Raw genomic sequence first — 24,639 nt, 5'->3', positions numbered from 1 at the left:
CTCAGGTAAGTGATTCGGGTGACTGACAAATCTGCCAAAGGCAGATTTGAACGCTGCAAGCAGCGGCCCCAGCGGGGCGAGGCACACGCAAGTGTGCCGAGTATCGTAGCCAACGCACATGCAACTTGAAGTATGACGAGTATATAAGTTGTCCTAATATCCGCGCCTTTGTAATTAAATTTCACAAATTGCCAAACCCTCACCAATACAAGTACAAAGAATAAGGAGAAGAAAGAATCGTCAATTGACGAACTCGCCTTATCGTGGCTAGATGGAGGCAGCGCGTCAAAATATGTCAAGTGAAATAAACTTACAAAAATGGTAGGGATGGTCAGGGTAACTATGAACGAACAATATTCCGCAATGCGCAGTAACGTCAGTATGCTCGGCACACTACTCGGCGATACCATCAAGGAAGCACTGGGTGAAAACATCCTTGATAAAGTCGAAACAATCCGCAAGTTGTCAAAATCATCCCGCGCAGGGAATGAAAAACATCGTCAGGAGTTGCTGACCACACTGCAAAACCTGTCTAACGATGAACTGTTGCCCGTTGCTCGCGCGTTCAGCCAATTCCTTAACCTGACCAATACCGCTGAGCAATATCATACGATTTCACCGCACGGTGAAGCGGCGAGTAACCCGGCACAGCTTTCCAGCGCCTTTAAGCGCCTGAAAGAAAGTAAAGATCTGAGCGAGCGAGATATCCGTGATGCAGTGGAATCGCTGTCGATCGAGCTGGTGCTGACCGCCCACCCCACCGAGATCACCCGTCGGACGCTGATCCACAAGCTGGTAGAAGTGAATACCTGCCTCAAACAGCTCGATCACAACGATCTGGCTGATTATGAACGCAATCAGGTCATGCGCCGTCTACGCCAGTTGATCGCACAGTCTTGGCATACCGATGAGATCCGCAAAATTCGCCCTACCCCGGTAGATGAAGCCAAATGGGGCTTCGCCGTAGTGGAAAATAGCCTGTGGGAAGGCGTACCCGCATTTTTACGTGAACTGGATGAACAACTGGAACAAGCTTTCGGCTACCGTCTGCCGGTTGACGCCGTCCCCGTACGCTTTACCTCCTGGATGGGCGGCGACCGCGACGGCAACCCAAACGTCACGGCAGAAGTCACTCGCCATGTGCTGTTACTCAGTCGCTGGAAAGCCGCCGATCTGTTCCTGCGTGATATTCAGGTGCTGGTTTCCGAGCTGTCGATGTCCGAATGTACGCCGGAGCTGCTGGAATTAGCAGGTGGCAGCGAGGTTCAGGAACCGTACCGTGCCATAATGAAGTCACTGCGCTCACAGTTGAGCTGCACGCTGAGCTATCTGGAAGCACGCCTGACGGGTGAAGAACGTCTGCCACCTAAAGACTTGCTGATTACCAACGAGCAGTTGTGGGAACCGCTCCACGCCTGCTACCAGTCGCTGAAAACCTGCGGCATGGGCATCATTGCCGACGGTAGCCTGCTGGATACGCTGCGTCGCGTACGCTGTTTCGGTGTACCGTTGGTGCGCATTGATGTCCGTCAGGAAAGCACCCGCCACACCGACGCGCTGGCCGAAATTACCCGCTATCTGGGTCTGGGCGATTATGAAAGCTGGTCAGAATCCGATAAGCAGGCATTCCTGATCCGTGAACTCAGCTCCAAACGCCCGCTGCTGCCGCGCTACTGGGAACCGAGTGCAGATACCAAAGAAGTGCTGGATACCTGTCGGGTCATTGCTAAAGCACCACAGGGTTCTATTGCCGCTTACGTTATTTCAATGGCGCGTACGCCTTCCGACGTGCTGGCCGTTCAACTGCTGCTCAAAGAGGCTGGCTGCCCGTTTGCTCTGCCCGTCGCGCCGCTGTTTGAAACGTTAGACGACCTGAACAACGCCGATGATGTCATGACGCAATTGCTAAGCATCGACTGGTATCGCGGCTTTATTCAGGGCAAACAGATGGTCATGATCGGCTATTCCGATTCGGCAAAAGACGCAGGCGTGATGGCCGCATCCTGGGCACAGTACCGTGCACAAGACGCGCTGATCAAAACCTGTGAGAAAGCGGGTATCGCACTGACGCTGTTCCACGGACGCGGTGGTTCCATCGGTCGCGGTGGCGCACCAGCTCACGCCGCGCTGTTGTCACAGCCGCCGGGCAGTCTGAAAGGCGGCCTGCGCGTTACGGAACAAGGCGAGATGATCCGCTTTAAATACGGCCTGCCGGATGTCACCATCAGCAGTCTGGCGCTGTATACCGGTGCGATTCTGGAAGCGAACCTGCTGCCACCACCGGAGCCAAAACAGGAATGGCACGAGGTGATGGATGAACTGTCCCGCGTGTCCTGCGATATGTACCGCGGATACGTTCGTGAAAACCCAGATTTCGTTCCTTACTTCCGCGCCGCTACGCCGGAGCTGGAGCTAGGTAAACTGCCGCTGGGGTCACGCCCGGCTAAGCGTCGTCCGAACGGCGGCGTGGAAAGCCTGCGCGCGATCCCGTGGATTTTCGCTTGGACGCAGAACCGTCTGATGCTACCAGCGTGGCTCGGTGCCGGGGCTGGGCTACAGAAAGTGGTCGATGACGGCAAGCAGGAGCAGTTGGAAGAAATGTGTCGCAACTGGCCGTTCTTTTCGACGCGTATCGGCATGCTGGAGATGGTGTTCGCCAAAGCCGACCTATGGCTGGCGGAGTATTACGATCAGCGTTTGGTAGAAGAGAAACTGTGGCCGTTAGGAAAACAGCTGCGCGATCAGTTAGCCGCCGACATCAACATTGTGCTGGCGATCTCCAACGACGATCACCTGATGGCAGATCTACCGTGGATCGCCGAGTCGATCGCACTACGTAACGTCTACACCGATCCCCTGAATGTGCTGCAGGCCGAACTGCTGCATCGTTCACGTCAGCAAAAACAACCGGATGCCGACTTGGAGCTGGCGCTGATGGTGACCATCGCTGGCGTCGCAGCAGGTATGCGTAATACGGGTTAATCATCCAAGCAGTAAAAGCTATGCGGAAGTAAAAACCACACTGAAGCAAAAACAAAGGCCGGTCAGTTGACCGGCCTAAAACTAAAACCTTACACCAGATATTTATCCTGCAAATAATTCCGCGCACGATTATCCAGACCGTATTCCACTTCAAGCCAGCTGTCGATCGATCCGTGTCGTTCGTAGATAGCCTGCAACGCCGTCACGATGAACTCTTCCTGCACTGATAGCACATAAGAGAACTGCCCGAGCGCTTTCTCATTCAGCGTTTCCGACAAATGCGCCAGTAGCTGCTGGCGGAATGGCGTCAGTGTCGTATCCGTGAGCAGGTAATCTTCCATCACGGTTTGCTCATCTGCCCCCAGCGCAAACATCACCAGCGCCGAACCGATACCCGTGCGATCTTTACCCACCGCGCAGTGCTGTACCAACCCGCCCTCATCCGGCCGTAATAACAGCGACACCAGCTGTTTATAAGCAGAATTATTGAAAGGCAAACGGCGGTAAAGTTCCAACATAAACGCTCGGGAATCAAAGGCCGCCAACACATCAGACCCCAACGAATCCAGATTGGCTGTCACTTCGTGACGTAATGGATTAGCCGGATAGGCGTGATAATTGGCCCCAGTCCATAATATATCCGGCTTCTGCGCAATTTCATCGACATCCCGATAGTCCACGACATGAGAAATAGGCACGCCAGCAAGGTGTTCACAGTCCGCCTGACTCAGCAGATCCAGCGAGCCAGAACGAAAAAGTTTACCGTGTCGGATAAGCCGCCCATCAGCAGCGCGGTTACCACCTAAATCACGGAAATTGATTCCGCCGTCAAGCGGTAATAAAGAGGGATGAAGCAACGTTGGTTCGGTCATACATCTCCTTGCGAGGTTGAAAGGCGAGCAAGGCAACCGTATTACACACGCAGAGCGCGTCGCAGGTTAACCCAATAAACCAGAACAAGTTATTAGGATAAAGGCTGGCCTCTGCGATGACCAGCCCAAAATACCATCAGTTTTTGTGCTTATTCAGCGGCTAACAAACTGCGAGTCGCGTCCAGCAGCACTTTGATCACGTTCGTCTCGGCCAGCTTCATCGTTGCTACATCTGGGATTTCCTGCTGGGTACGATTAACAATAATCCCAGCGATCATACCTGCTTTTAGCCCCTGACTAGCACACATGGTCAGCAGCGTGGCTGATTCCATTTCATAGTTCAGAACGCCCATGCTCTGCCACTCTTCCATAGAACCGCGGAAACGACGTACAACACGGCCAGAGAAAGTGTCATAGCGTTCCTGACCGGGATAGAACGTATCTGAAGATGCTGTGATGCCCACATGCAACGCAATACCCGACGCTTTCGCCGCGTCCACCAGCGCAGTGGTGCAGCCAAAATCAGCAACGGCTGGGAACTCCATCGGCGCGAAGTGCAGGCTCGCACCGTCAAGACGTACAGCGGCGGTGGTGACCAGTACATCACCGACATTAATACCGGGTTGAATCGCCCCCGTTGTGCCGACGCGTAGGAAAGTACGAATGCCGAGCTGAGCCAGTTCTTCTACCGCGATTGACGTTGACGGCCCGCCAATACCCGTCGAGCAGACAATCACCGCTTTTCCGTCCAGCTCAGCACGCCAGGATGTAAATTCGCGGTGTGATGCCAGATGCACCGGGTTATCCATCAGGCGAGCAATTTTTTCAACACGCTCAGGATCGCCGGGCACGATAGCCAGCGTTGCGCCCTGTAAATCATTCTTGACCAGACCAAGATGGAACACATCAGATGTAGACATAACTGCCTCCCGGGCAATCAGTTGGGTATTCAGAGAAATCGCGCCGAACGCCTCATCTATGCTGCTTGTAGCAGTCTGTAAGCGTCCGTCCAATAAAAGACTCTAGCGCATCAGTACGTTTTTTTAAGTGATGAGAGTCACCTACCAAAAAGAAACGGAGATCAACATACATAAAAAATGTGACTTAAATCACTTTTTATCGGATGGGAAATTCATTTTTGCCGATTAATTGTCTTCTAGTGTAGATTCTTTAATCATTGATAGTATTTATCATAGATGCTCTGAAATCCCTCTTTATATGAAAGCCAGTTGGCCAGTAACAGGAGAGCGCGTAATGAAGACTGATGAACAGACGACCTTCAAACATCTTCCCCAAGGGTTATCCCCAGCAGTGGAACCGCAGAGCTTCTCCATCATTACGACGGATTCTGTCGGTATTATTGCCAGTGAAACCACTATTCCTTCTCAGGGGGAGCAACTACCCGCGTATATCGCCAGACCGGCGAACCATGACGGGCCGCTCCCAATTGTCCTGGTGGTGCAGGAGATTTTCGGCGTTCATCAACACATTCAGGATGTCTGCCGCAGGCTCGCCAAACAGGGCTATATGGCCATTGCACCAGAGTTGTATTTTCGTCAGGGCGACCCTAGCCAATACAACGACATTCAGCAAATCCTGACCGAGCTGGTGCATAAGGTTCCTGATACGCAGGTGCTGTCCGACCTCGATCACACCGCTAACTGGGCGATTAAACAGGGCGGCGATGCCAGTAAGCTGGCGATAACGGGGTTTTGTTGGGGCGGGCGCATCACCTGGCTCTACGCCGCGCACAATCCGCAGCTCAAAGCGGCCGTTGCCTGGTACGGCAAATTTACGGGTGAGAAAACGCTGAATAGCCCCAAAAATCCGGTCGATATCGCAACAGAATTGGAAGCGCCCGTGCTGGGGTTATACGGAGCGAAAGACGGGAGTATTCCGCTGGAACACGTGGATATCATGCGGCAGGCGCTGCGTGCCGCCAACGCGACGGCAGAAATTATTGTCTACCCCGATGCCGGGCATGCTTTCCATGCCGATTATCGCCCTAGCTACCATGAAGAATCCGCACGTGACGGCTGGCAGCGTATGCTGGCATGGTTTCAGAAAAACGGTGTGGCGTAACACCATCACACGTTTCCGTTCTTACCTACGATCTAAAACGCCACCAAACAACGGTGGCGTTTGTTTCACCGTGTTATAGAGCCACCCTTAGAACGTAGTCCAATTGTCGTTGTTGCTTTGGTCTTTCGCCGCTGCTGGTGCTAAAGATAGCGTTGGCGTGCGCGTTGGTGCCGATGCGTAAGAGGCGGTTTTACCATTGCCATACGACAGAAGTTTAAAGGTGCTCACCGCCTCCGCCAGAACGGAGGCCTGTGCTTGCAGGGAAAGTGCCGCAGAGGCAGATTCTTCAACCAGAGCCGCATTCTGCTGGGTCGTGGTATCAATTTGCCCAACAGCTAGGTTCATCTGGTTAATCCCGTCGCTCTGTTCACGGCTGGCCTGCGAAATTTCGCTGATGATCTCATTCACATCGCGCACGTAGCCCGTTAAACCGCTCATCGTTTCTTCGGCGTTATCCACCAGCGACATCCCTTCCTGAATTTTGCTCACGGAATCGTCGATCAAATCCTTAATCTCACGCGCGGCTGTCGCACTGCGCTGTGCCAGAGAACGTACTTCCCCCGCCACCACCGCAAAGCCACGCCCTTGCTCGCCCGCGCGCGCCGCTTCAACCGCCGCGTTCAGCGCCAGAATATTAGTCTGGAATGCAATGCCGTCAATGACGCCAATGATCTCCGCCATACGCTGGGATGAATCACGAATGCCGCGCATTTTCTGCGTTACGGAAACCATGACGTCACCGCTTTGCTTCGCAGCACTAGAGGCTTTATTCGCAATGTCTGTCGCCTGCTGCGTGTTTTCCGCCGTATTTTTAATAGTGGAGGTCAGCTGTTCCATTGAAGCTGCTGTTTCTTCCAGTGAGCTGGCCTGCTCTTCGGTGCGCGATGACAGATCCTGATTACCTGCGGCGATCTGCGAGGCTGCACTCGATATCGTTTCCGCCCCGTCACGTACCTGCCCGACAATCGTACTCAGGCTGGTGTTCATGTGATCCAACGATTGCAGCAGTAATCCTGTTTCATCTTTGCTGGTAACCGTGATTCGAGAGGTCAGGTCGCCCTGCGCCACTCTGTCTGCCACTTGCAGAGCCTGCTGGATCGGTCGGATTACGCTGCGCGTGATCGACCACGCAATCAACGCTCCAAATACGGCACCCAGCGCTAAAATGAGCAACAAAATCATGCGGGTATTACTGTATACCTCAGCCATAGCTTCAACGGAGGTATCCATCGCATCATCTTGGTAATTCACTAATTGTTTCACTGCATCACGGTACTGCCGCTGGACCACGTTCAGGTTGTTGTTGAACTCCTCGATCGCGGCTTCCCGATTGCCCGCCACGACTTCGCTGATGATTTTATCGCCAGATTTCAGAAACTCGGTACGAATCGCGCGGATGGCACGTAGCTGGGTGACCGAACGCTCTTCAACGGTTTGGCTTTCTAGCTTGTCCAGTAGACGACCAATTTCCTGACGGAATTCATTCACGCGAGTGACGTTTGTCTGAATTTGCACCTGATCAGAGACCAGCATGAGTCGCTGATAAGCAACTAGAATACTGGTGACATTATCGATGAGATTATTGGCATCCACCGTCTGTGGATAGACATCTTTCACGATACTTCTGGCACTATCCTGAAAGCCGGATAGCTTAGACAGGGAAAAAATACTCACGACGAACAGCATCACAATCAGGATGGCAAATCCCGCTCCCAATCGATAACCAATACGCCAGTTTGCTAAATTCATGTCTCACTCCTTTTAGGTAATGCATAGCAATGTCAATTGCGCACATGTCGCAGCTTGTGGAACCACAGGGCGGAGAATGGCTGGCTATCCGAAGGAAAAAGCGGTTTCCCTCTGACGCACCAGAGATACCTTGAGGCAGGCATTTTTACGCACACTCTCAGCATGAGAGGCGCGATCAAAAATCAAATAGTTTTCCTCAGATGTTGAGGTGTAAAAATGGCAATAAATCTAACAGTAGTACAAATACGGTTGATAAGACCGCAGAGACGTTGTCGAGGTGAGATGATGGCCTTCCCTCTCCGTATTCGTGCATCCATAGCCGTTCCTGTGTTATTCGTTTTATCGGCAACCGGTTTCTTATCTTTACAATTTGATCGTTTAAATCATTCAAAAACAGATAATAAATAGATTTCAACTATCAAAAGTCAAGTTTTGATCGGAAAAATCACAGACCAACCCACCAACCATTAACATAAATAACGCATCTGTTACATAAAATAATAGTCAGACATATTTGATATTAAAAATAAAGAGATGAGAATATTTCTTAAAAAAGGATAACTATATGAATAGTAATAGAAAAAATAATATTTACTCTATGTATCGAGGTGGCAGAATCAGAGAGGCGATTGCCCCCCTGATGCAAGAGACGTTACGCAGCAAAGCAGCCAAATGATGGCAGTAACCTTACTCTTTCCTTGCCAGCACCAGAGACAACGTTGGTGTGCTCATTGGCACCGATGCATAAGAACCAGCATTACCGTGGCTATACGACGGTATTTTAAACGCGCTCACTGCGTCTGCCAGAACAGAGGCCTGCGATTGCAGAGACAGAGCCGCAGAGGCGGATTCCTCAACCAGAGCCGCGTTTTGCTGGGTCGTGGTATCAATCTGTCCAATCGCCAGATTCATCTGGTTAATCCCGTCGCTCTGTTCACGGCTGGCTTGTGAAATCTCACTGATGATGCCGTGTACATCCTTCACGTGAGCCGTTAATCCCCCCATCGTTTCTTCAGCGGTATCGACAAGCTCCATGCCTTCGCGAATCTTGCTCACAGAGTCGTCGATCAAATCCTTGATCTCCCGCGCAGCAGTCGCACTGCGCTGTGCCAGTGAACGGACTTCCCCCGCCACTACCGCAAAACCGCGCCCTTGTTCGCCCGCACGCGCCGCTTCGACGGCCGCATTCAGAGCCAGAATATTGGTCTGGAACGCAATACCGTCAATCACGCCAATGATCTCCGCCATACGCTGAGATGAATCACGTATCCCACGCATTTTCTGCGTCACAGAAACCATAACGTCGCCGCTTTGTTTGGCAGCTCCCGTCGCCTTATTGGCAATCTCCGTCGCCTGTTGGGTGTTTTCCGCCGTGTTTTTAATGGTGGATGCCAGTTGCTCCATCGAGGCTGCCGTTTCTTCCAGCGAGCTGGCTTGCTCTTCAGTACGCGATGACAAATCCTGATTACCCGCCGTGATTTGCGACGCGGCCGTCGAAATCGTTTCCGCGCCATCGCGCACCTGACCAACAATCAAACTCAGGCTGGTGTTCATACGATCCAACGATTGCAGCAGCAATCCGGTTTCATCCTTGCTGGTAACCGTGATGCGTGAGGTCAGGTCGCCCTGTGCCACTCGGTCTGCCACTTGCAAAGCTTGTTCTATTGGCCGGGTTACGCTGCGCGTGATCGCCCAGGCAATCAGCGCCCCAAATACGGCACCCAGCGCCAAAATAAGCAGTAAAATTATGCGAGTACTGCTGTATACCTCTGCCATGGCTTCGACAGACGTATTCATCGCATCATCCTGATAATTCACCAACTGCTTCACCGAATCACGGTAATTGCGTTGAATCACGTTCAGGTTGCTATTGAATTCTTCTACGGCGACGTCGTTATTACCCGCCAACGCATCACTAATAATTTTATCACCGGATTTTATGAACTCGGCACGAAGCACGCGGATGGTCTCTATCTGTTTGCGGGAACGCTCTCCTGAAGCATTGCTTTCCAGATTGCCTAGCAGGCGACCAATCTCTTTGCGGTACGCCATAATCCGATCCACATATCCCTGACGCTGCTCTTGGCCTGATACCAACATCATCTGCAAATAGGCCACAAAGTGCCCATTCACATTATCGATAAGGTTATTGGCATCCACCGTTTGTGGATAAACCTCTTTGACGATGTCTCTGGCACCATCCTGAAAATTGGACAGTTTAGACAGGGAAAAAATACTCACGGCAAATAACATCAGAATCAAGATGGCAAATCCGCCACCCAATCGATAGCCAATACGCCAATTCGCTAAATTCACATCTCACTCCTTTTAGGTAATAAATAATAATGACTACTGCGCACGGCGCACCGCCGAATAACGTCGTAGAGTGGTGAAATAATCGTTTTTTCGGGAAAGAAAAATATGCTTTGTGGGTATATTTAACATACCCAAAAGAGAGTAATAAAAGATGTACTTTCAACTTAATAAAAACGCTAATAAATACAAACAATCTCGCTCCATTGGTACATACTGAGCCCCCTCGATGCCGTTTACCTTATCGGCACAATATCCCCTAGCTTTATTAATTCGTCGATTAAACCTTTCAAGGAATAAATACATAGATAGCGGGTAAATATTAACTCTCGAAAAACAGCCTACCAGGCGATGTAGAAAAAAGGAGATAATGCGGAGATTTTATTAAAATGAAGAGGCAATATTTAATGTGCAGAAAAGGAGGAAATCTGAAGGATAAGTAATAATTACGCGTTGGGGTAATGAAAGGGGAAAACGTATTTTATTTATCAGTAAACAGTAAAAAATCAGGGAGGCTATAACCACCCTGATTTCATCAGTAACTAAACTTTACTGGGTTTCACGCAGACGCTGTGCTGCCTGAACCATATTTGCCAGAGCCTGACGCGTTTCCGGCCAGCCACGGGTTTTCAGACCACAGTCTGGGTTCACCCACAGACGCTCAGCGGGAATACGCTGCGCCGCTTTCTTCAGCAGGGCTTCCATCCACTCCACGCTCGGTACGTTCGGGGAGTGAATATCATAAACGCCTGGACCGATTTCATTCGGGTATTCGAACTCTTCAAATGACTCCAGTAACTCCATATCGGAGCGAGAGGTTTCAATCGTTATCACGTCTGCATCCAGCGCGGCGATAGAATCCATGATGTCGTTGAATTCGCAATAACACATGTGGGTATGGATTTGCGTATCATCTTTCGCCACAGCGGCATTAAGACGGAAGGCATCCACTGCCCAAGCCAGATAAGCATCCCAATCCGAGCGGTGCAGCGGCAGACCTTCACGCAGCGCTGGTTCGTCAATCTGAATGATACCAATGCCTGCGGCTTCCAAATCAGCCACTTCATCACGCAGCGCCAGTGCAATCTGCTTGGCAATGGTTTCACGTGTGACGTCTTCACGCGGGAAAGACCAGCACAGGATCGTCACCGGACCTGTCAGCATGCCTTTCATCGGCTTGTCAGTCAGAGACTGCGCGTATTTAGCCCACTCAACGGTGATTGCTTCTGGGCGGCTCACATCGCCAATAATGACTGGCGGCTTCACACAGCGAGAACCGTAGCTCTGCACCCAACCGTTCTGGGTAAAGACAAAGCCATCCAGATGCTCACCGAAGTACTCGACCATGTCGTTACGCTCAGCTTCACCGTGTACCAGTACGTCCAGACCCAGACGCTCCTGCTCAGCCACAGCTTGCTTGATGTGTTCGGCAATGCCGGTGCGGTAGTTATTACCGTCCAGACGACCCTGCTTGAAATCCAGACGCAGGCCGCGAATTTCGGTGGTTTGTGGGAAAGAACCAATCGTGGTCGTCGGCCATGCTGGCAGATTAAAGCGCTCACGCTGAGCATCGGCACGCACTGAATATACGTTCTGACGCTGACTGTCCTGTGCGGTGATGGCCGCCAGACGCTGCGCAACGGCGGCGTTATTGACTCGTGTAGAGGTACGGCGAGCGCGAATCGGCGCACTGTAGGCTTCCAGCGCCTGACCGTTCCCGCTGTTCAGTGCCTGAGACAGCAGTGACAACTCCGCACATTTCTGAATCGCAAAGGCAAACCAGCTCTTCACTTCATCATCCAGACGGACTTCCACGCTCAGATCGATAGGGCTATGCAGCAGTGAGCATGAACTTCCCAGCCACAGATCGCGCGTCCCTACCAACGGTTGCAAACGCTCGAACCAGCTGCTCAGGTCGGCACGCCATACGTTACGTCCGTTAATCACACCCAGAGACAATACCCAGTTAGCAGGCAGTTGGGCACTCAGCGTAGCGGCGTCATCCTTACCGTGAACCAAGTCGATATGCAGCCCCTGAACCGGCAGCGCTTTGATCGTTTCCAGATTCTGGCTAATGCTATCGAAATAGGTCGTCAGCAGCAGTTTCACCTGGCCTTGCAGCGCGTCGTAAGCGGGTTTAAACGCGGCCAGCCACTCTTGCGACAGCTCCAGCGCCAGTGCAGGTTCATCGATCTGCACCCACTCAATGCCGCGCTTCGCTAATTCAGCCAGCACCTGCTGGTAAACCGGTAAAATATCCTGCAACAGCGACAGGCGGTCAAACTGTTCGCCTTTCACTTTGCCCAGCCACAGATAGGTAACCGGGCCTAGCAGCACAGGTTTAACTTTATGGCCCAGCGCAAGTGCTTCATCGACTTCATCCAGCAGTTGTGTCCAGGTCAGCTTGAACTGCTGCCCTTTGGTGAATTCGGGCACCATGTAGTGATAGTTCGTGTTAAACCACTTGGTCATTTCTGCCGCAGCGGCAGGTTGACCGGTTGGCGCACGTCCACGACCAATACGGAACAGCGTATCCAGATCGACCGAGCCATCTTCATTCTGATGACGCGCAGGTACGTTACCCAGCAGCAGACTCGTCGTCAGCACATGGTCGTACCAGGCAAAATCACCCACTGGCAGCAGATCAACGCCAGCATCCTTCTGTTGTTGCCAATGACGTGCACGCAGCTCACGTCCAACGGTCAGCAACTCTTCCTGTGTCGCGTTACCTGCCCAATAGCTTTCCTGCGCTTTTTTCAGTTCACGGCGTAGTCCAACGCGCGGAAAACCCAGTGTGTGATTCACAATCGCCATCGTTAATTCCTCATTTAGCCGTCCAGATGTTTACACATCCATAATCCGCAGGTACTGTAGTAAGCACAAGCGCAATTTGTTCACTGTCACTGTGAAGGACTCTCATGATCGAATTTAAACACCTGCGAACGCTGCAAGCACTGCGCAATACCGGATCGTTAGCCGCCGCTGCCGCTGCACTTCACCAAACCCAATCGGCGTTATCCCACCAGTTCAGCGATCTGGAACAACGCCTTGGGTTCAGGCTATTCGTGCGTAAAAGCCAGCCGCTGCGCTTTACGCCTCAGGGAGAAATTCTGCTTCAGTTGGCAGAGCAGGTGTTACCGCAAATTCAGCAGGCGTTGCAGGCGTGCCATGAGCCGCACCAAACCACACTGCGTCTGGCCATTGAGTGTCACAGCTGTATTCAGTGGCTGACGCCTGCGCTAGACGAATTTCACCAACACTGGCCGCAGGTGGTGATGGATTTTAAATCGGGTGTGACATTCGATCCGCAGCCCGCACTCCAGCAAGGCGAGCTGGATCTGGTCATGACTTCGGACATTATGCCGCGCAGCGGTCTGCACTATTCGCCTCTGTTTGATTTTGAAGTCAGGCTGGTACTGGCTCCCGAACACCCACTGGCAAAAAAAGAAAAAATCGAACCGGAAGATTTCAGCGCCGAAACCCTGATGATCTATCCGGTACAGCGGCAGCGGTTGGACGTCTGGCGTCACTTTTTACAGCCAGCAGGTATCAGCCCAGCACTGAAAAGCGTGGATAATACGCTGCTATTGATTCAGATGGTCGCCGCCCGCATGGGTATCGCCGCGCTACCGCACTGGGTGGTGGAAAGCTTTGAACGCCAAGGGTTGATTGTGACCAAATCGCTGGGGGATGGGCTTTGGAGCCGGTTGTACGCCGCCGTCCGCGACGGAGAGCAACGCCAACCGGTAATTGATGCATTTACTCGTTCGGCGCGTCAGCACGCTTGTGATCATTTGCCGTTCGTAAAGGACGCTTCACGACCCAATGCTGGTGTACCCACAGCGAGGACGTAATGATCGCTGTCCCCACGATAAAACTCAGCCAGTCTGGCGTTTTGTGCCAGATGGCGAAGTTGACCAGTAGACCGGCTGGCACGTGGAAGTTATTCATTATGCTGAGCGTTCCGGCATCCACCTGGGTTGCACCGTAGTTCCACATAAAATAACCAACACCAGAAGCGCCAATCCCCAGCCAGGCCAACACGCCCCACTGTAAGGTTGTGGTGGGTAATTTATCCATATTGCCGAAGAGTAGCCATGCGGCTATCGTCACGATCGCGGCTCCCAGATAAAACCAGGAAAACGCGCAGTGCTGCGGCACAGGATGAATCTCCATCAGACGCTTATACCCAACCTGACCTGCGGCAAAACACACGTTAGCCACCTGCACCAGCAGGAATCCCCACCAGAAGTGCTCACTCACGCCGTGATAGTGGATCACCGCCGCCCCGAATACTGCCAGCAGCGCACTCATCACGTAGCCCCAGCGCAGACGATGTCGGGCAAGCAAATCGTAAATCAGCGTGACGTACAGCGGCGTCATCACCGTGAAGAGTAAAAACTCAGGTACGGTCAGGTACAGGTAAGCCTGGAACACAAACAGGTACATGATACCCAGTTGGCAAGCACCCACTAACATGTACAAGAAAATGACGCGCGGCGCGTAGCCCCGCCAGCGTAAGAACGGCAAGAATACAACTGCTGCGGCCGTTAGACGGAACATCGCAGAAAACCAGCTATCGACCTGACCCGCCAGATATTCGCCAATCAGGCTGAATGAAAATGCCCACAAAATAGTGGTGATAATAAGTAATGGCACGACAGCATCCACTGAGAAAAAAGTAGCGCTATTGTAGCGGAGATAACTGAATGAATTTCAGTCAAAGTGGTTTACATGAGATTAAATAATGAACAAATAAAAGCATCGGTGCTCCTACATTTATCCCCTAAGGGTAAATCGCCATTCCCATAATATTCATAATGGTATTGAACTCTGTTTTCTAAAATGATCGTTAATCACGATGAAATCAGGTCATTTTGACGGAACCAGCCAATTAACATAAAGCAAATCGACCTAAGAAAAGCCATCCGCCATACAGAGCGATGCACAGTATCCCAGCTATGTAATAGGCTATTTTATAGCGATTTTTTATGAAAAGGTTACGTGCTAACGCAATAAACAAAGGTGTTATCAACAATAGAGCCGCAACACCCGCTTGTAAGATACGGTTGCTGAGAGGCTGATGGGGAATACTACAGATAGAGTCTCCTGACTCCATCATCCAATCATATTTGTTGATCGAGAGTAACTCCATTACAACATAGGCGAATACAAAATACCCCACCATAGAGATAGCATCGACGACCTTTTCCTTGCTTATGTTCATTCAGGTATTAAGCTCCAGCAGTTTTCTTATATGATTTCTAATCTGTAGTAGCCGTACTCCATAAGAGATGTAATCAAATTCTGCAGAACCACGTTCTGGCTTAGCATCGATAAAACGAATAAATTCACTCAACTTTCTTTGTATACCCCGGTTGTAACGAATCCCCGCCATCATGTACTGTTCATCAGTCAAATAAAGTGCCGCCACACTCGGATAATCATAGAGGATCATATCTCTTAGATGCTGCGCGACAATCCAGAGGTTAAAATCATCCTCCATCAGACAAGTTGCTAATTCAAGCTGATCGCGCGTTGTCAAAATATCAGGATTTAAGCCCAAAGTTCTAGCTGCGACCTGAATTTGCATAGCAACAGAACCAAAAGAGGTTTTATTTTCGGGGGATGACTTTAATTTCAAAAACCGTTTTATCTCAAACACCTGAAATTTATATTCTTCTGGCATTCCACCTGACTCAATCCAAGCAACACCACCAAGCAACTCAGGGAGAATTCCAGCTTGGTTAGCATATTTTATTATTCTTTCTTTATTGTATTGGATATAAGCATCTTTATATGCGTTTAAATAATATCCTCCACTCTTCCTTTCAGGATTGCTTTTACCAAACTTCCAGAAAATAACATCAATTTCATCCCACTTTCTAAATCTAACTTTGGAAATATCACAAAATTTATTTCGTACGATAATATCACCTGCCATAATCGCTCCTTTTATATTAGTATACTTTTTCTTCCCATAAGCTATAACCACCAGTTCCAGCGATATGGTGTTGCCAATCTATGCTTTGATACGCAATAGATATCATTTCTTCTGGTTGGTTCTCTGCATGGGTCAAAGCATGCGGATAGGAAACGGCAATTTTCCTTATAACGGCTCCAAGGAGTTTTACAGAATAATATTTTTCCTGCGTGCCAGTCTGCGCCGTACGGTAAAAATCGAACAAAAGCTCAAGCTTTTCGTTGTTTGATATGGCATTTCCCAGAAGCGGAGAAGACTTATCGATAGGCTTACAAAATGTTATAGGTTGATGATTAATGTTTTGGTTTCGGCTGATAGAATGATCAAATTGCAACACAAAGATTTGGTCTCTATGCCCTATCTGATATTTATTCCCAATCGAATCAACAGTGCCACACTCAGCAGATATTTCCCCCTGCTGATTACCCGTCAAGGTCAAATAAATATTATTCGCCATATAAAATCCCTTTATATCATTTAATCTAAAAAGTCGTAAATTTTGCGAATTTAACAATAAAAAAACGTTAACTTTCCACGTAAAAAATCGCTTACATACTCAAACACTTTACGAAAACCTACTCGTAATTAATGTAAAAACCAACAAACCACTATATTTAATTCTAAAAAATAGAGATAACATTCTGATTATAGTTTCATCAACATGAAAAATTCAATAGACAAGCCATATAATAAAATCACGAATAGTATCATCGGATATAGATAGCTAGAAAAGCATTGCGGATAATTTCTAGCCTTTTCTCATTAATATACATTGTGGGTATTATACAAATCACAACATAGCAGTAACGATCCCAGAATACGGGACCGTTAGCCATTTATATTATGATTTTCTTCTTGAAGAAAAAACACTCTCGAAGAAAATAAGAGGCTATTAAATCTGCCATCTGAACCAGGCAAAAAAAACATTACCGTTATTGTATGTTCCGGGGATGTAAGTCGCCTGGAAAGAAAGTTTGCTATAACTTATTGACGCCAAAGGCAACAAGACGGGAATTGGAATATAGTTCCAGTTATCACGCATAGTAAAACCCGCCGTAAAGCCTAGGCCCAGTTGAAAATCCTGATCGCTGGTTGGTCGCCAACGCTTTTCATAGCCATAACCACCGATAGGCTCCCATTTGTTATAGGAGTCTTTGAACGCCATGATATAAAGCCCGTGCCAATCCCCATCTTTATCCAAACGGGAAACACCGTAGCCCGCACCCCACGGTTTTTCATTATACCTGTCAGTCTTTTCTTTATCGTACGTCCAGCGGTTATGCCAGGTGATAGTCGGGATATAAATATCGTGGCTCTGCGGTGCATTCCAGGTAGTAGATAGATTATTTTTACTTCTCTGCCACCAGCTTTCCTCGTGCTTATCCGACGCCGAAACATTGGCATCAGCCGCAGCGGGTGCAAGATTTGCCGTGCTACCCGTATTATTTATCCCTACATTACTTATGCTTTCTGCTGCGTAGCTCAAACAAGGGACAATCGGCAGTGTAATCAAACTTAATGTGATTAAAATTCGCTTCAAATACATATAAGATTCTCTGTAACAGCGTCACGATTCCATTCAAACAAAGGTGATCCAAACAAAACTATTCTGATCGTTACCAAAATATATAGTTCAACTTACGCGATCTGCCTATATAAACGGGAAATCAAAGCAGCCTATTATGAAGGGATAAACAGCAACTGTGGCTAAATAGATGGTGAGTTCAGAGATGCTTTCAGACGTTTCCTAGGCGTAATAACAAGAAACCACCTTATTTGTCGGTGGTTTCTATTCTGATGGAGGTAAAGCGCGGCATCAATCTCAGATTGAATAGAACCGCTGACGCAACAGGATTAGATGCCGTCGCCGTATTCAAAGCCGCGGTTGATACCGTTGAAATACTGATCCATATCCATGGCGGGCTTATCGCTTTCTGGTCGACCGACGATACGGGCCGGAACCCCTGCCGCCGTCGTATGTGGAGGAACGGATTGCAGCACGACAGAACCAGCACCAATTTTCGCGCCACAGCCAACTTCAATGTTCCCCAAAATTTTAGCGCCTGCGCCAATCATCACACCTTCACGAATTTTAGGGTGACGATCGCCGCTGGTTTTGCCCGTACCGCCAAGCGTAACGGATTGTAGAATGGAGACATCGTTTTCAACCACGGCCGTTTCACCGATCACAATACCTGTTGCGTGATCGAGCATGATCCCACAACCGATTCTCGCCGCTGGGTGAATATCGACACCAAAAGAAACTGAGATCTGATTCTGGAAATAGACCGCCAGTGCTTTACGATCCTGCGACCAAAGCCAGTGACCAATGCGATAAGCCTGCAACGCATGAAACCCTTTCAGGTAGAGCAGCGGCGTAGAGTATTTATCCACCGCAGGATCGCGCAGGCAGACGGCCTGAATATCGCGCGCAGCAGAAACGATCATATGCGGATCGGCGCTGTAAGCTTCTTCCACCACCTCACGAATAGCAATCGCAGGCATAATCGAATTGGCTAACTTATTCGCCAACATGTAGCTCAGGGCGCTACCCAGATTCTCATGCTTCAGCAATGTGGCGTGAAAAAAGCTGGCCAGCATCGGTTCACAGTCTGCGAGACTGCGCGCTTCTGCTTTGATATTGGTCCAGACCAGTGCCAGTTCTTCTGTCGACATTGCCTTACTCTCCGAGATACCACACACCACAACGTATATCTGTTCCAAACGACAGGCTTGTTAGCCCATCGCTCATGTACAATAAAATGAAGATACTATGAGCCTCCAAGATTAGGAAGCCCAGCATATACTCGTCATACTTCAAGTTTCATGTGCGTTGGCTGCGTTCAGTCACCCGAATCACTTACCTGAGTAAGCTCATCGGGACTCCTTCCCTTGCCGCCTGCCTGAAGCTCGAATTATTTAGAGTATGGAACGACGTGTTTTATAATTTGGCGGTTTCGTCTTTACGCGTTCGCCCCAATAGGCTTAACGCCGCCTCGCGGGCGTCTTTCCCACAATACAGAACCTGCCAGAGTTGCTCCGTAATCGGCATTTCAACGCCGTAGCGCTGTGCTAATGCCAATACTTCTTTCGTATTGCGGTATCCTTCAACAACCTGACCAATGCTATCCTGTGCGCTCTGCACGTCCATTCCCTGCCCCAGCATCATGCCAAAGCGTCGGTTACGGGACTGATTATCAGTACAGGTCAGCACCAAATCGCCAAGCCCAGCCATCCCCATGAAGGTAGTAGGATCCGCGCCCAGTGCTGCACCAAGCCGGGTCATTTCTGCCAGCCCGCGGGTGATCAATGCAGTACGTGCATTAGCACCAAACCCAATGCCGTCAGACATCCCGGCACCGATAGCAATGACGTTTTTCACCGCTCCGCCCAACTGCACACCGATAAAATCTGGGTTGCTATAAACACGAAAGCTCTTCCCGCAATGCAGTAGCTGTTGCAGATCGTCAGCAAATTCACTGTCCGGTGATGCCAGAGCAATAGCCGTCGGCATGCCAGCGGCTAATTCTTTGGCAAATGTCGGGCCAGAAACCACCGCAAGCGGGATCGTTTCGCCCAGCGCTTCGCGTGCGACATCTTGCAACAAGCGTCCCGTTTCCGCTTCCAGCCCTTTGGTCGCCCACACGATACGCGCATCGGCACGCAAATGAGGTTTCAACTGGCGCAGAACATCACCGAACACATGGCTCGGCACAACGACCAGCACGTTTCTGCTGGCAGCAAGCGCCTGCGCCAGATTGGTTTCCAGCTGTAGCGAATCGGGGAAAGGCACATCAGGCAGGAATGCCTGATTACAGCGAGCGGCCTGTAACGCCTGAATGTGCGTAGGGTTGTGGCCCCACAGCACGACTCGATGGCCATTACGCGCCAGCGTAATGGCCAACGCGGTGCCGTACGAGCCGGCACCGATGACGGTCATTGAAGCGTCAGACGCGTTCATCAGGCATCCTGAGGCTGCGCAGCACCTTCACCTTCGGTCTGCTGCTGCAGGTAATTCATGAACAGTGCATCAAAGTTAACCGGCGCCAGGTTCAGTTGCGGGAAGGTACCGCGAGAAACCAGGCTGGTGATGCACTCACGCGCGTAAGGGAACAGAATGTTCGGGCAATATGCGCCCAGGCAATGCGCCAGTTGAGTTCCTTCGATACCGCCAACGGTAAAGATACCACCTTGTTGAACTTCACACAGAAATGCAGTTTCTTCACCCAGAGAAGCCGTTACGGTCACACGCAGTACGACTTCATAGATGTCATCAGCCAGTTGGCTAGAAGCCGTATCCAGATCCAGTTTTACTTCTGGCTGCCATTCCTGCTGGAACACCTGAGGCGCATTCGGCGCTTCAAAAGAGATATCTTTGGTGTAGATACGCTGGATTTGGAAAGCCATTTCTGTGTTGTTTTGTTCAGACATGTTAAGTAATACCCTTTTGTTAGATTTTCTTGACGTCTTCCGTCGTCATAAGTGGGCGGACGTCAGTACATTTCTGTCATTGTCATACTGCAATCACTGTAGTATTTGCAATCAATTTAGTACTGCAATCAGCCTGTCGATTATCCTGCAAAATCGCCGCCATTTTCGCTGTGTATGATCTACACACATGGCACGATGCGGATAGTTTTACCACAAACCGTTTTATTTGCCGCGGACTAAAGGCAGATTCTCACCGCTCCAGCCAGCCAGGCCGTCTTTCAGTACCTGCACACGCTCAAAACCAGCTTTGTGCAAATTCTCGGCCACTTCACGTGAAGAGAGACCGTTGGCGCATACCACGATAATCGGCTGCGACTTATGTTTTTCAAGTTCACCTACGCTGCCGTTTTTAATGTCGTTCGGCAACAGGTTAAATGCGTTGGCAATATGGCCACGGCGATAGTCGTCACGGTTACGGATATCAACGATGACAGCATCTTCTTTATTAATCAGTCGGATCGCTTCACCGCGAACCACTTCTTTTACGTTCGACAGTTTACTCTTCACAGTAAGTACAATTACCGCAACCAACAGCGCAACCCAGGCGATGCTCAAAATAGGGTTCTTGCTAACGAATGGCATAATCTCTTGCATGGGGTGTAACGACTCCCGGATCAGTTAAGCAACAAAAATATAAGGTTCCTGAGTATACCTGCGCGATACGGCAATTACAGCCAGTAAGCCAATATAGCGTATCGAATCTGCGGCGAGCTTTCCATTTATCTCTATATTGATGCGCCCAGACGTCCACCTTTGTGCCATGCTTGTCACGTCTGGAAATAGAAATCAGACAAGAGACAACTGGTAAGCCGCTGTTCATCGTGGAATAATTCACCGCTATGAGTAAAAACGCGTTATTTGTACAGAGTCGAGTGGCATGTAGCGCCGATCGCCATTTATCCGCATTACAAAGGCTGCTCACCCGCTGCGTCAGCGCACTCTGCGTTGGCGTTTTGCTGTTGCCCGCGCTCGGCCAAGCGGAAGATAATCAGGCACAGCTTAAGACCCTGCAACAAGATATCGCCGCGAAAGAAAAAAGCGTTCAAGAACAGCAAAAGCAGCGTGGTACCTTAGTTCAGCAGTTGAAAAAGCAGGAGCAGTCTATCTCTCAGGCCAGTCGTCAGCTGCATGAAACGCGCAATACGCTGTCCACGCTCAATAAAGAATTAACCAGCCTCAGCGCCTCTATCGCAAAACTGCAATCTCAGCAGGATAAGCAACAAACGCTACTTTCCCGTCAGCTTGACGCCGCCTTCCGGCAAGGTCAGCACAGCGCACTGCAATTAATGCTGAGCGGAGAAGAAAGCCAGCGCAACGAGCGCATCCTCGCCTACTTCGGCTACCTGAATGAAGCCCGGCAGAAATCCATCAACGAATTGCAGCAAACGCGTGTAGAGCTGGCTGACCAAAAACGCCAGTTGGAACAAAAGCAGACGCAGCAAAAAACGCTGCTGAGCGACCAACAGCAGCAACAGCAGACGCTGGAGCAGGCACAGTCCGATCGGAAGAAAACGCTGTCGACGCTGGAAAGCTCGCTGGAAAAAGATCAGCAGCAGTTGACGGAACTGCGCCAGAATGAAACTCGGTTGCGCGATCAAATCGCCCGTGCTGAGCGAGAAGCGAAAGCCCGTGCTGAACGGGAAGCGCGCGAGGCCGCCAAGGTTCGCGCTAAAGAAGAACAGGCCAAACGCAGCGGCAGCAGCTACAAACCCACAGAGGGTGAACGCTCACTCATGGCCCGAACCGGTGGTTTAGGGCGGCCTTCTGGCCAAGCCATCTGGCCGGTTAACGGCCGCATCGAGCATCGCTTCGGTGAACCGTTACAGGGCGAGTTACGCTGGAAGGGCATGGTGATTACCGCACCGGAAGGGACGGAAGTGAAGGCAATCGCCGACGGAACCGTGCTGATGGCCGACTGGCTACAGGGCTACGGGTTGGTCGTTGTTGTGCAGCATGGTAAAGGCGATATGAGCCTGTACGGCTATAACCAGAGCGCCTTGGTTTCCGTTGGCGCTCAGGTCAAGGCCGGACAATCTATTGCGCTGGTCGGTACCAGCGGCGGGCAGAGCCAGCCTGGACTGTATTTTGAAATCCGTCGTCAGGGTCAGGCGGTCAATCCACAACCTTGGCTGGGAAGATAGCCTTGTCTTATTTAACCAAAACACCGTTATTGGCGTTGAGTCTGCTCGCCCTGTCTCCTTTGGCGCTGGCCGGAAAACTTTCCATCGTCATCGATGATTTCGGCTATCGTCCACATAATGAGAACCAGATTCTGGCGATGCCAACAGCGATTTCCGTCGCGGTATTACCCAACGCGCCGTACGCCCGTGAAATGGCAACCAAAGCCCACCAGCAAGGGCGAGAAGTGCTGATCCATCTGCCGATGGCACCGATGAGCAAGCAGCCGCTGGAGCGCGATACGTTACGCCCGGACATGAGCAACGACGAAATTCAGCGCATTATCCGCCAGTCGGTTAATAACGTGCCTTACGCCGTGGGGTTGAACAACCATATGGGCAGCGCGATGACCGCCAGCCTGCCCGGCATGCAAAAAGTCATGCAGGCGCTGAGCGCCTACCAGCTCTATTTCCTCGATAGCATGACCATTGGCAGCAGCCAATCGAGCCAGGCCGCGGCAGGAACGAACGTCAAAGTCATCAAACGCAAAGTCTTTCTGGATGATTCACAAAATGAAGCCGAGATTCGCAAACAGTTTACCCGCGCGGTGCAAATCGCCCGCCGCAGCGGTTCCGCCATCGCTATCGGGCATCCGCATCCTTCAACCATCCGCGTCTTACAGCAGATGTTGCCCACGCTGGATGCCGATATTGTCTTAGTCCGCCCCAGCCAGTTGCTGAATGAGCCGACGCGGCAGTATGAGCCTCAGCCGCAGCAGCCAGTCAAACCGCGTAATCCGTTCCGCGGCATACAGCTGTGTCAGGTCAAACAGCCGCCGGAACCGGTGAAGAACGATGTGTTCTTCAAGCTGGTGAGTAGCAGCATTCGGGAAAGCGCGCCGGTAATGTTTATCAAGCACCGCTGGCAGACCTGGATTGAGCCAGCCGAGACCGAAACACACAAACAGCCGTAATATCAGAGGCGCGTTCCCCTTTGCCATCGCGCGCCACGGCAAGGTTATGACTCATCCCAATTGAGAATAACCTTGCCCGACTGACCCGAACGCATGGCATCGAACCCTTTCTGAAACTCATCAATGTGGAAGCGGTGGGTGATAATCGGTGACAAATCCAATCCGGACTGAATCAGCGCCGACATTTTGTACCAGGTTTCGAACATTTCCCGTCCATAGATACCTTTGATAAACAGTCCTTTAAAAATCACGTCCCCCCAGTCAATCGACATCGGTTCATGTGGAATGCCCAGCATGGCGATGCGCCCACCGTGATTCATCGCTTTCAGCATGGCGCGAAAGGCTGATGGCGCACCCGACATCTCCAGCCCAATATCAAACCCCTCGGTCATGCCCAGATCTATCATCACGTCAGCCAGATTTTCCTGTGCCACATTGACGGCGCGCGTTGCCCCCATTTTACTGGCGAGATCCAGACGGTACGCATTCACATCGGTAATCACGACATTCCTTGCCCCCACGTGACGGCACACCGCCGCTGCCATCATGCCTATCGGCCCCGCTCCGGCAATCAAGACATCCTCTCCCACTAAATCGAAGGACAGTGCGGTGTGCACCGCGTTACCGAAGGGATCGAAAATGGCGGCCAGTTCGTCAGAAATATTGTCGGGAATGCGGAACGCGTTGTAGGCAGGAATCACCAGATACTCTGCGAACGAACCGGGACGATTTACCCCAACGCCAATGGCATTGCGGCATAAATGACGCCGTCCGGCACGGCAGTTGCGACAGTAGCCGCAGGTAATATGCCCTTCGCCAGAGACACGATCGCCAATATGAAAACCGTTAACTTCCTGACCGATAGCGACAATTTCACCCACGTACTCATGCCCGACGACCATCGGAACGGGAATGGTCTTCTGCGACCATTCGTCCCAGTTATAAATATGCACATCCGTTCCGCAAATCGCGCTTTTGCGGATTTTAATCATGATGTCGTTATGCCCGAGTTCCGGCGTGGGCGAGTCCACCATCCAGATACCTTCTTCCGGCCGCAGTTTTGCCAATGCTTTCAT

The 24,639-nt window shown here is 50.7% G+C and carries 20 protein-coding genes; 5 read left to right on the top strand and 15 right to left on the bottom strand.

Features of this window, described 5'->3' with window-relative positions:
- Positions 1-342 precede the first annotated feature (342 nt).
- Entirely contained in the window at positions 343-2,982 is a 2,640-nt protein-coding gene (locus DCX48_14505) for a phosphoenolpyruvate carboxylase (GenBank protein ID QXE15628.1), read from the top strand.
- Positions 2,983-3,071: 89 nt separating this feature from the next.
- On the opposite strand, the gene DCX48_14500 is transcribed toward DCX48_14505, so the two are convergent.
- Positions 3,072-3,854, bottom strand: coding sequence for a tyrosine-protein phosphatase (locus DCX48_14500; protein QXE15627.1), 783 nt, complete (start codon positions 3,852-3,854; stop codon positions 3,072-3,074).
- A gap of 149 nt (positions 3,855-4,003) precedes the next feature.
- Entirely contained in the window at positions 4,004-4,774 is a 771-nt protein-coding gene (locus tag DCX48_14495) for a uridine phosphorylase (GenBank protein ID QXE15626.1), read from the bottom strand.
- A gap of 334 nt (positions 4,775-5,108) precedes the next feature.
- On the opposite strand from DCX48_14495, the gene DCX48_14490 reads away from it, so the two are divergent.
- Entirely contained in the window at positions 5,109-5,936 is an 828-nt protein-coding gene (locus DCX48_14490; protein QXE15625.1) for a dienelactone hydrolase family protein, read from the top strand.
- An 87-nt stretch (positions 5,937-6,023) separates the two neighbouring features.
- On the opposite strand, the gene DCX48_14485 is transcribed toward DCX48_14490, so the two are convergent.
- The 3 genes from DCX48_14485 to metE form a co-directional block, all read right to left on the bottom strand.
- On the bottom strand, positions 6,024-7,685 hold the full coding sequence (locus DCX48_14485) for a HAMP domain-containing protein (GenBank protein ID QXE15624.1): 1,662 nt from the start codon (positions 7,683-7,685) through the stop codon (positions 6,024-6,026).
- Between the two features lie 687 nt (positions 7,686-8,372).
- On the bottom strand, positions 8,373-10,001 hold the full coding sequence (locus tag DCX48_14480; GenBank protein ID QXE15623.1) for a HAMP domain-containing protein: 1,629 nt from the start codon (positions 9,999-10,001) through the stop codon (positions 8,373-8,375).
- Positions 10,002-10,547: 546 nt separating this feature from the next.
- Positions 10,548-12,812, bottom strand: a complete 2,265-nt coding sequence (gene metE, locus DCX48_14475) for a 5-methyltetrahydropteroyltriglutamate--homocysteine S-methyltransferase (protein ID QXE15622.1) — start codon at positions 12,810-12,812, stop codon at positions 10,548-10,550.
- 104 nt (positions 12,813-12,916) lie between these two features.
- Between metE and metR the strand changes: the two genes are divergently transcribed.
- Positions 12,917-13,852, top strand: coding sequence for an HTH-type transcriptional regulator MetR (gene metR / locus DCX48_14470; GenBank protein QXE15621.1), 936 nt, complete (start codon positions 12,917-12,919; stop codon positions 13,850-13,852).
- Here the strand turns inward: metR and DCX48_14465 are convergent.
- The 9 genes from DCX48_14465 to DCX48_14425 form a co-directional block, all read right to left on the bottom strand.
- Positions 13,758-14,657, bottom strand: a complete 900-nt coding sequence (locus tag DCX48_14465) for a DMT family transporter (protein QXE15620.1) — start codon at positions 14,655-14,657, stop codon at positions 13,758-13,760. The genes metR and DCX48_14465 overlap by 95 nt on opposite strands.
- Before the next feature lie 235 nt (positions 14,658-14,892).
- Positions 14,893-15,225, bottom strand: a complete 333-nt coding sequence (locus tag DCX48_14460; protein ID QXE15619.1) for a DUF2645 family protein — start codon at positions 15,223-15,225, stop codon at positions 14,893-14,895.
- Entirely contained in the window at positions 15,226-15,942 is a 717-nt protein-coding gene (locus DCX48_14455) for a hypothetical protein (protein ID QXE15618.1), read from the bottom strand. It lies immediately after the preceding gene.
- A 16-nt stretch (positions 15,943-15,958) separates the two neighbouring features.
- A complete protein-coding gene (locus tag DCX48_14450; protein QXE15617.1) occupies positions 15,959-16,438 on the bottom strand; it encodes an Hcp family type VI secretion system effector in 480 nt (159 codons plus the stop codon).
- A 435-nt stretch (positions 16,439-16,873) separates the two neighbouring features.
- The gene (locus DCX48_14445) at positions 16,874-17,527 is read right to left on the bottom strand and encodes a phospholipid:lipid A palmitoyltransferase (GenBank protein ID QXE15616.1); all 654 of its coding nucleotides are present in this window, start codon (positions 17,525-17,527) and stop codon (positions 16,874-16,876) included.
- A gap of 308 nt (positions 17,528-17,835) precedes the next feature.
- The gene (locus DCX48_14440; GenBank protein QXE15615.1) at positions 17,836-18,657 is read right to left on the bottom strand and encodes a serine O-acetyltransferase; all 822 of its coding nucleotides are present in this window, start codon (positions 18,655-18,657) and stop codon (positions 17,836-17,838) included.
- A 265-nt stretch (positions 18,658-18,922) separates the two neighbouring features.
- Positions 18,923-19,942, bottom strand: coding sequence for an NAD(P)H-dependent glycerol-3-phosphate dehydrogenase (gene gpsA / locus DCX48_14435; GenBank protein QXE15614.1), 1,020 nt, complete (start codon positions 19,940-19,942; stop codon positions 18,923-18,925).
- Positions 19,942-20,412, bottom strand: coding sequence for a protein-export chaperone SecB (secB, locus tag DCX48_14430; GenBank protein QXE15613.1), 471 nt, complete (start codon positions 20,410-20,412; stop codon positions 19,942-19,944). Before secB ends, gpsA begins: the two co-directional genes overlap by 1 nt.
- A 222-nt stretch (positions 20,413-20,634) precedes the next feature.
- Positions 20,635-21,066, bottom strand: a complete 432-nt coding sequence (locus DCX48_14425; protein QXE15612.1) for a rhodanese-like domain-containing protein — start codon at positions 21,064-21,066, stop codon at positions 20,635-20,637.
- 245 nt (positions 21,067-21,311) lie between these two features.
- Between DCX48_14425 and envC the strand changes: the two genes are divergently transcribed.
- Both envC and DCX48_14415 read left to right on the top strand, forming a co-directional pair.
- Positions 21,312-22,613, top strand: coding sequence for a murein hydrolase activator EnvC (gene envC / locus DCX48_14420; GenBank protein ID QXE15611.1), 1,302 nt, complete (start codon positions 21,312-21,314; stop codon positions 22,611-22,613).
- A 2-nt stretch (positions 22,614-22,615) separates the two neighbouring features.
- Entirely contained in the window at positions 22,616-23,563 is a 948-nt protein-coding gene (locus DCX48_14415; GenBank protein QXE15610.1) for a divergent polysaccharide deacetylase family protein, read from the top strand.
- Positions 23,564-23,607: 44 nt separating this feature from the next.
- Here the strand turns inward: DCX48_14415 and DCX48_14410 are convergent, their stop codons facing one another.
- Positions 23,608-24,639, bottom strand: coding sequence for an L-threonine 3-dehydrogenase (locus tag DCX48_14410; protein QXE15609.1), 1,032 nt, complete (start codon positions 24,637-24,639; stop codon positions 23,608-23,610).

Origin of the sequence: Pectobacterium atrosepticum (genome assembly GCA_019056595.1) — a bacterium.
Classification (GTDB): Bacteria; Pseudomonadota; Gammaproteobacteria; order Enterobacterales; family Enterobacteriaceae; genus Pectobacterium; species Pectobacterium atrosepticum.
The sequence above is the reverse complement of the archived record's forward strand: the minus strand, read 5'-3'. Positions and strand labels throughout refer to the sequence as shown.

Coding starts and splice junctions, on each gene's coding strand:
- DCX48_14410 (QXE15609.1), bottom strand. CDS start 24,639: ATGAAAGCATTGGCAAAACTGCGGCCGGAAGAAGGTATCTGGATGGTG.
- DCX48_14450 (QXE15617.1), bottom strand. CDS start 16,438: ATGGCGAATAATATTTATTTGACCTTGACGGGTAATCAGCAGGGGGAA.
- DCX48_14500 (QXE15627.1), bottom strand. CDS start 3,854: ATGACCGAACCAACGTTGCTTCATCCCTCTTTATTACCGCTTGACGGC.
- DCX48_14485 (QXE15624.1), bottom strand. CDS start 7,685: ATGAATTTAGCAAACTGGCGTATTGGTTATCGATTGGGAGCGGGATTT.
- DCX48_14445 (QXE15616.1), bottom strand. CDS start 17,527: ATGTATTTGAAGCGAATTTTAATCACATTAAGTTTGATTACACTGCCG.
- metR (QXE15621.1), top strand. CDS start 12,917: ATGATCGAATTTAAACACCTGCGAACGCTGCAAGCACTGCGCAATACC.
- DCX48_14505 (QXE15628.1), top strand. CDS start 343: ATGAACGAACAATATTCCGCAATGCGCAGTAACGTCAGTATGCTCGGC.
- DCX48_14425 (QXE15612.1), bottom strand. CDS start 21,066: ATGCAAGAGATTATGCCATTCGTTAGCAAGAACCCTATTTTGAGCATC.
- gpsA (QXE15614.1), bottom strand. CDS start 19,942: ATGAACGCGTCTGACGCTTCAATGACCGTCATCGGTGCCGGCTCGTAC.
- metE (QXE15622.1), bottom strand. CDS start 12,812: ATGGCGATTGTGAATCACACACTGGGTTTTCCGCGCGTTGGACTACGC.
- DCX48_14495 (QXE15626.1), bottom strand. CDS start 4,774: ATGTCTACATCTGATGTGTTCCATCTTGGTCTGGTCAAGAATGATTTA.
- DCX48_14460 (QXE15619.1), bottom strand. CDS start 15,225: ATGAACATAAGCAAGGAAAAGGTCGTCGATGCTATCTCTATGGTGGGG.
- DCX48_14455 (QXE15618.1), bottom strand. CDS start 15,942: ATGGCAGGTGATATTATCGTACGAAATAAATTTTGTGATATTTCCAAA.
- secB (QXE15613.1), bottom strand. CDS start 20,412: ATGTCTGAACAAAACAACACAGAAATGGCTTTCCAAATCCAGCGTATC.
- DCX48_14490 (QXE15625.1), top strand. CDS start 5,109: ATGAAGACTGATGAACAGACGACCTTCAAACATCTTCCCCAAGGGTTA.
- DCX48_14440 (QXE15615.1), bottom strand. CDS start 18,657: ATGTCGACAGAAGAACTGGCACTGGTCTGGACCAATATCAAAGCAGAA.
- envC (QXE15611.1), top strand. CDS start 21,312: ATGAGTAAAAACGCGTTATTTGTACAGAGTCGAGTGGCATGTAGCGCC.